Source organism: Gordonia sputi NBRC 100414, from assembly GCF_000248055.1.
GTDB classification, from domain to species: domain Bacteria; phylum Actinomycetota; class Actinomycetes; order Mycobacteriales; family Mycobacteriaceae; genus Gordonia; species Gordonia sputi.
In genome coordinates, this window is sequence record NZ_BAFC01000042.1 from 85,533 (window position 1) to 93,631 (window position 8,099).

Consider the following 8,099-nt stretch of genomic DNA (forward strand, 5'->3'; position numbering starts at 1 on the left):
GGATCTGATCGGGGTGACCGCACGGACCGATCCCGACGCCCTCGCGCTGTCCACACCGACCACGCTCACGTTCGGTGAACTCGAAGCCCGGGTTGCGCCGATGGCCACGGTGTTCGCCGCACGTGGTATCGACGCCGACGCCGCTGTCGCAGCCACCATCGCGCCCCTGGTGACCACACCCGGCGCCGACCCCGCGGCATCGGCCGCCCTCACGCAGGAGCATCTCGGACAGATACGCGCGGCGGCCGTCGACACGCTCGGCGGGGACGACTGGCAGTCGTTGCCCGGCCTCTTTCGACTCGCGGTGCGGCGCTTCGGCGGTCGGCTCGCGGTCACCGACACCTCCGGGGCCGAGCTCACCTATCGGGAGCTCGACGAGCTCTCCGACGCCGTCGCTGTGGGGCTCGGCGCATCAGGCGTGGAACAGGGCTCGGTCGTCGGACTCGCGACTGCCCGCAGCATCGACGTCATGGTGGCGATCCTCGGCATCCTGAAGGTCGGCGCGACCTACCTCCCACTCGACACCTCTCACCCCGCGGATCGCCTGCAGATGGTCGTCGACGACGCGGCCCCCGTCGTGGTGATCTCGGGCGAGGGCGGCCACGCCACACTCGACCTCCTCGGTGTCGCCCTGACCACGACGGCCGAACTCGCCGACCGTGCACGTCACGCGTCGGGGGAATTGCCTGCCGCACTCGACCCGCGACTGGCCGCCTACGCCATCTTCACCTCCGGCTCCACCGGCAGGCCGAAGGGTGTCGTCGTCGAACATCGGTCGGTGGTTGCGCTGTTGGCCGCAGCCCAACAGCATTACGGCTTCACCGAATACGACGTGTGGACGATGTTCCACTCCTACGCGTTCGACGTCTCGGTGTTCGAGATGTGGGGACCGCTGCTGTTCGGCGGCCGTCTGCTCGTCGTGGATTACCTGACGACGCGCAGCCCCGCGGAGTTCGCGGCACTGCTCGCGGAACAGTCGGTGACCGTGGTGTCGCAGACGCCGTCGGCGTTCTATCAGCTTGCCGCCGCCGTGCGCCCGCGTGGCGAGGCGTCTGTTGTTTCCGACGAGTTGTCGCCATCGGTGCGCTATATGGTCTTCGCCGGTGAGGCGCTCGACTTCGCCCAGGTGACACGGTGGTACGCCGATCGCATGGCGGGAGCCGGACGTCCTGGGCCCGTGCTGGTGAATATGTACGGCATCACCGAGACGACGGTGCACTCGACGTTCCGTGCGCTCGATCCCGAATTCGTCACGACGGCAAAGGGATCGGATGTCGGCGACGGGCTGCCGGGCCTCGAGATCCACGTGCTCGACGAGCGTTTGCGGCCGGTGCCAGACGGAACGCCGGGCGAGATCTATGTCAGTGGAACGCAGGTGACGCGGGGGTATCTTGGCCGACCCGAACTGACGGGTGTGCGCTTCGTCGCCGACCCGTTCGCCGGTGACGGACAACGGATGTACCGCAGCGGCGACGTCGCGGTCCGCCACGGTGACACCCTCGAATATCTCGGCCGATCCGACGCCCAGATCAAGTTGCGCGGCTTCCGGATCGAGCTCGGTGAGGTCGAAGCGGCACTGCTGTCCACACCAGGGGTGGATGCTGTCGCGGTTGCGGTCATGACGCGGGAGAACGGAATCGAACAACTCGTCGGTTATGCCGTCCTCGGCGAGGGCGCCGAGGTGTCTCCGACGGTGATCAGGTCGAATGCTGCTGCGCTGCTTCCTGACTACATGGTTCCCGACGTGGTCATGCTGCTCGACGATCTGCCGCTCACGGTGAACGGCAAGTTGGATCGTCGCGCGCTTCCCGACCCTGAGATCGTGGTCGAGTCCGAGTACGTGGCGCCGGGCACGGAGACCGAGAAGATGCTCGCCGAGATAGTCGCGGACGTGCTCGATCTCGAACGGGTCAGCGTCGCCGACTCATTGTTCGATCTCGGCGGCAACTCGCTGGCCGCCGCACGCATCGTCGGACGCGCGTCCGACGCACTCGGGGTCGACCTCTCGGTGCGCGACGTGTTCGACGCCCCGACGGTTCGCGGTCTCGCCGAACTGTCGGCTCAGCGTGCCGCCGGTCTACCCGCGGTGGTGGCACTGCCACGCCCAGAGCGAATCCCGTTGTCGTTTGCGCAGAGTCGCATGTGGTTCATCAATCAGTTCGACACCTCGTTGCCGACCTACAACATTCCGGCGCTGCTGCGGTTGGTCGGCGACCTCGATGTGCAGGCCCTGCGCGCGGCTCTGAGCGACGTGATCGAGCGCCACGAGGTGCTGCGGACCACCTTCCCCGCCGTCGACGACGATCCGGTTCAGGTGATCGGCGGTGTCGACGAGATCGAGCAGCGACTCGACTGGCGCGACGTCGACTCCTGGTCGCAACTGCAGACCGTCGCGATGACGGGTTTCGACGTGACCACGGGCTTGCCGGTCCGTGCCGCCCTGTGGGAGCAGGCGCCGGGGCAGTGGGTGTTCGCGTTGGTGATGCACCACATCGCCTCCGACGGCGAGTCGTTGCGACCGCTCGTCACAGATCTCGTCACCGCCTACATGGCCAGAACTGCCGGTGCCGCACCGGAATTCGCGCCGCTGGAAATCCAGTTCGCCGATTACGCCATCTGGCAGCACGACGTTCTCGGTTCCGCGGACGACACGGATTCCATCATCGGTCGCCAGCTCGGCTACTGGTCACGACAGTTGCGTGGACTGCCGGACGTGCTGGACCTGCCCACGGACCGGCCGCGGCCGACCGTGGCGTCGATGCGTGGTGCGCGTGCGTCATTCGACATCCCGGCATCGGTGGCCGAGAGCGTGGCCGAGTTGGCACGTGTGTCCGGAGTGACCCCGTTCATGGTCGTGCACGCGGCGTTGAGCGCATTGCTCGCCCGTCTGTCGGGGACCGATGACATCGCGGTCTCGACCCCGATCGCGGGCCGTGGGCAGCGCGTCCTCGACCCACTGGTCGGAATGTTCGTCAACACTCTCGTCCTGCGCGTGGGCGTCGACCCCACACTGACCTTCACCCAACTCCTCGACCGCGTGCGCGGCGTCGACCTCGAAGGCTTCGCGCATGCCGACCTTCCGTTCGAGTCCGTCGTCGAGGCGCTCGACCCGCCACGGTCGGAATCCTTTGCGCCGCTGAGCCAGGTCATGCTCACGTTCGATCAATCCGCGATGCCCGAGCTCGCCGCACGCGGTATCGCCGCCGCTCAGTTGCCCGGCCTCACCGTGGAGCCCGTCGACGTCGACGAGATTCCGGCCAAGGTCGACCTGACCTTCGGTCTGAGGGAGACCGGTGACGGCTGGTCTGGCGAACTCGTCTACGCCACAGACATTTTCGATGCCGACACCGCAGAGTCGATTGCCCACCGATTCGTTCGCCAGCTCACCGAACTGACCGAACAGCCGGCGCTGCCGGTGGGCCGCTCACGCCTACTCGACGACAGCGAGTACGACGAATTGTCGTCGGTCTGCGGCGGTGCGGCGGCAACACCGCGCCTGCTGGCGGACGTTCTCAGCGATGTGGCGGCACAGCATGCCGACGTCGTCGCGGTCACCGACGCGTCTGGCGCCGCGGCGACCTACGCCGAACTCGACGCACGGTCGGATGCCTGCGCCCGCTGGCTGATCTCACAGGGTGTCGGCACCGAATCGCTGGTGGCACTGGCGATTCGACGCTCCGTTGACCTGCTCACCGCGGTGTGGGCGGTGACGAAGGTCGGTGCCGGGTATGTCCCGATCGATCCCGACTATCCGGCCGAGCGCATTGCCTACATGCTGTCCGATTCGGGTGTGTCCCTCGGTCTCACGACGTCGGCGTTGCGCGAACAGTTGCCCTCCTCGGTGCAGTGGTCGGTGGTCTCCGACGTCATCACCGATCAGGATTCCACTGGGCACGCGTCTGAGCCGCTACGGTCGGACGAACTGGTGCGCCCGCGTCACCTCGACGCTCTCGCCTACGTGATCTACACGTCCGGGTCGACCGGTCGGCCCAAGGGCGTCGCTGTCACCTACCGAGGTATCGACAACTACGCGGCAGACCTGAGCCGGTACGGGGCGGGCGCCGGGTCGGTCGTGATGGGATATGCATCTCCGAGCTTCGACGCGTCGATCCTCGAGTGGCTGATCGCGTCAACCGGGGGAGCGACGCTCGCCTACCGGCCCGAGGGTGCGATCGGTGGAGAACTGCTCGAAGAGTTCATGCGCGAGGCTGCGGTCACGCATGCGTTCATGACGCCGACCGTCGCCGCGACAATCGATCCCGCAGCCGTCCCGGGATTGCAACTCCTGGCATCCGGGGGTGAGGCGCTGCCGCAGCGACTCGTCGATCGGTGGGCCGACGAGGTCGCCTTCTTCAACGCCTACGGCCCGACCGAGACGTCGGTCGCCGTCGCGAACAGCCGACGCAGCGTCGGCGTCCCGGTGCGTATCGGCGGACCCATCGGTGGTGTGGGCCTGCTCGTGCTCGACGACGCCCTGCAGCCGGTTCCGGTGAATGTTCCCGGCGAGCTCTACGTCCGTGGTGTCGCACTGGCCCGCGGTTACCTCGACCGAGCCGACCTGACCGCCGCACGCTATGTCGCCGACCCCTTCGGCGCCGGCGGCGACCGCCTCTACCGCACCGGAGATGTGGTGCGATGGCGCCGCACCGAGGGCGGCGAGCTGGAGCTCGAGTACTCAGGACGTAGCGATGACCAGGTGAAGTTGCGCGGTCTGCGTATCGAGCTGGGCGAGGTCGAAGCCGCCTTGTCGTCACATCCGGACGTCTCCGCGTCCGTCGTGATCGGCGTGGGTGGTTCCGTGGCCACAGCGCTCGCAGGCTATGTGGTTGCAGATGCCGGGCTCGATGTGTCGGCGGTGCGAGAACACCTCGAACAACGTTTGCCCGCGCACATGGTGCCCGCCACCATCACCGTCCTCGACGAACTTCCGCTGACGCCCGTCGGCAAACTCGACAAACGTGCACTCCCGACTCCGGAGGTCCCCGACGGCGACGACTATGTCGCGCCCGCATCGACCGCCGAACGCCAGTTGGCCGCAGTGGTCGCGGGCATCCTGGGGATCGAACGGGTCAGCGTCACCGACTCGTTCTTCGCGCTCGGCGGCGACTCGATCATGTCGATCCGACTCGCGTCGGCCGCACGCGACGCGGGCCTTGCCCTGTCGCCGCGAGACATCTTCGAACACAAGACGATTCGAGCGATGGTCCGCGCAGGCAGTGATGGCCGCGCGAGCGTGCCCCTCCTGTCCGAGCCGGACGGCGGTGGTGCCGGCGAGGTGCCGCTGAGCCCGGTTGTCGCATGGCTGCTCGAGACCGCCGGCGAACCCGCGCGGTTCAGCGACTTCTCGCAGTCCGTGGTGACGATCGCCCCCGCAGATCTGAGTCCTGCCATGCTCGCGGCCGTTCTCGACGCCGTCGTGGCTGCCCACCCGATGCTTGCGCTGCGCCTCCGACATACCGACGACGGGTGGGGTCTGCTCGCAGGCGCACCCGATGCGCGCGCAGAGGTGCGCGCCGTCCATGCCGACACCAGCACTCATTCAGCAGAGTTCGAGACGCTGATCCGTGCCGAGCACGCTGCAGCCCTCGGCCGTCTCGACCCCGTTGCGGGGCGTGTGATCGCTGCGGTGCTCGTGTCCGGAAACGACGGCGCCCGTGTCATTCTCGCCATCCACCACCTGTCCGTCGACGCGGTCTCGTGGCCAGTCATCATCGAGGACGTCATCACCGCTTGGGGTGCGCTGAGCTCCGGCGCCCAGATGGCATTGCGACCAGAGGTGACCTCTGCCCGAGCCTGGCACGACGCACTGGCAGCAACGGTGCGGGTCGACGACGAACTCGACTACTGGATGCCACGCACCGGACTTCGCACGCCCGGGTTCGACGTCGACGCGCCGGTCGGTCAGACTGCGCCCGCACCCGTGACCGTCGAACTCGATCCGGAACTGACCGAGGCCGTACTCGCAGACCTGCCGAAGGCGTTCGGCGCGACCACCGCCGACGTGTTGATCGCGGCGCTCGCGCGGGCGGTGCGCTCGTGGCAGAACGATCGCGGGCTGGCAGCAGATGGCCCGGTTGCGATGGTGACCGAGGGGCACGGACGCTACGAGGAGGTTCTCCTCGACGCCGCGGAACCCCGTAGGGCCGATTTGTCACGCACGGTGGGCTGGTTCACGACCATCGCGCCCTTCGTCGTCGATCCGGGTTCTGACGGGATTCACGCCGTCAAGGCAGCGAAAGAGGAGCGGCTGACCCGCCCCACCAACGGCATCGGTTTCGGATTACTGCGTGCCGATCAGCGAAGTCCGTTGTGGCGCTGCGATCTTCCGGCCATCGGCGTCAACTATCTCGGTGCAGTAGGCCAGGGCGTCACCGAGGCCGACACCGGGGTTCCGTTCGCGGTCGACACCCACGCGCCAGCGCTGGCGTCGACGGTGTCCGGCCTGATGCCTGCGACGAACGTGCTCACGGTCAACATCGCGTCTCGTCCGGGCGAGCACGGACGTGTTCTGTCCGCGGACTTCCTGTACGCGCAGGATGTGTTGACCACGCACGACGTCTCAGCCCTCGCGGCTGCATGGCTCCGCGAACTCGAGGGGATCGCGGCCGAGGTTGCGGCACTCGGCGATCCGGGTCTTTCACCGTCGGATCTGCCCGGCACCGGCATCACGCAGGCCGACATCGATACCGTGGCCAGGGCATATCCCGGTGCTGCGATATGGTCGCTGACTCCGCTGCAGCACGGCTTCTTCCTGCAGTCGGCGCTCGCCGACGCAGGCGGCGAGGATGCCGTGGATGTGTATGTGGGACAAGCCGTTCTGCGCCTGGCGGCGCCCGTCGACGACATCCGACTCCGCCGCGCGGTCGAAGGGCTGTTCTCCCATCACCCCGCCCTGCGGTCGAGCTATCTGCAGACTGCGGGCGGCGCGGTGGTGTCCGTCGTGCATCCGTCGGTCGACGTTCCGTGGCGCACACTCGATCTGGGCGACGTCGACGACACGCAGCGGCACGCGGCGGTCGACGAGGTCGTCGCCGCCGAGCGTGTCACACCATTCGACCTCGCAACGCCCCCGCTGTTACGGGTCGTGGCGATCCGTGACTCCGGTGGCGTCACAGTTGTGATCACCAACCATCACATCCTGTTCGACGGTTGGTCGGGCCCGCTCGTCTTGGCCGACCTGTTGTCGCTCTACGCCACCGGGGCGACCTACACCGGTGGACAGCTCACCGGGGCAAGCGATTTCGGCGACTTCGCGCGTCGCGTCGCCGGCGCCGATCACGCTGCGGGGCTGGCGGCCTGGGGTGAGGTGCTCGCACCGGTCGACGGCCCGACACTCGTAGCGCCCGGCGCGGTGGCGACCGCCGACGCGCTGCCGCGCAACCATGCGACGGTCGTCGACGCACAACTCGTCGCGGGGCTCGAATCCGTGGCGCGGGCGCAGGGTTCGACGCTGGCGACAGTTCTGCAGTTCGCGTGGGCGGTGTTGTTGTCCCGGGTGACGGGGGAACGCGTCGTCACCTTCGGCGAGACGGTGTCCGGACGACCCGCCGACCTCGACGACGCCGCGTCGATGGTCGGCCTCTTCATCAACACGTTGCCCGCGGTCGTCGACGTCGACCCGTCGAAGCCGATCGCCGAGGTGGTGGCAGCACTGCAGGAGTCCAAGGTCGCGGTGCTCGATCACCAACACCTCGGGCTGCCGGAGCTGATCGCGCTCGCCGGTGTCGACGGTGCCCTATTCGACACGCTGACCGTCCACGAGTCCTATCCCGTTGACACCGAGTCGATTTCGACGACCGACCCGTCGAGCACAGGGCTCGATATCACCGAGGTGGTGGTCAGTGACTCCACTCACTTCCCGCTGAACATGGTCACGTCGCCCATGAGCGACGGCGGACTGTCGATCACCCTGAAGTATTTGCCGAGCGCATTCGACGACGAGCAGATCCGCGTCTTCGCCGAGGCGCTCGGTGTCATCCTGCGCACCGTCGCGGGTCGACCGCAGTCGTTGGTTGCCGACATCTCGTTGCTCGACAGCACCGAGCGGGCGACCGTCGAACGGTGGTCTGTCGGACCGCAGGTCGAGGTGCCCGCGGCAC

The 8,099-nt window shown here is 67.6% G+C and carries 1 protein-coding gene; it reads left to right on the top strand.

Annotated features, from left to right (window positions below; translation table 11 throughout):
* Positions 1-13: 13 nt before the first annotated feature.
* The coding region (locus GOSPT_RS05740) for a non-ribosomal peptide synthetase (protein ID WP_141630811.1) at positions 14-8,099 on the top strand (8,086 nt) is incomplete at its 3' end.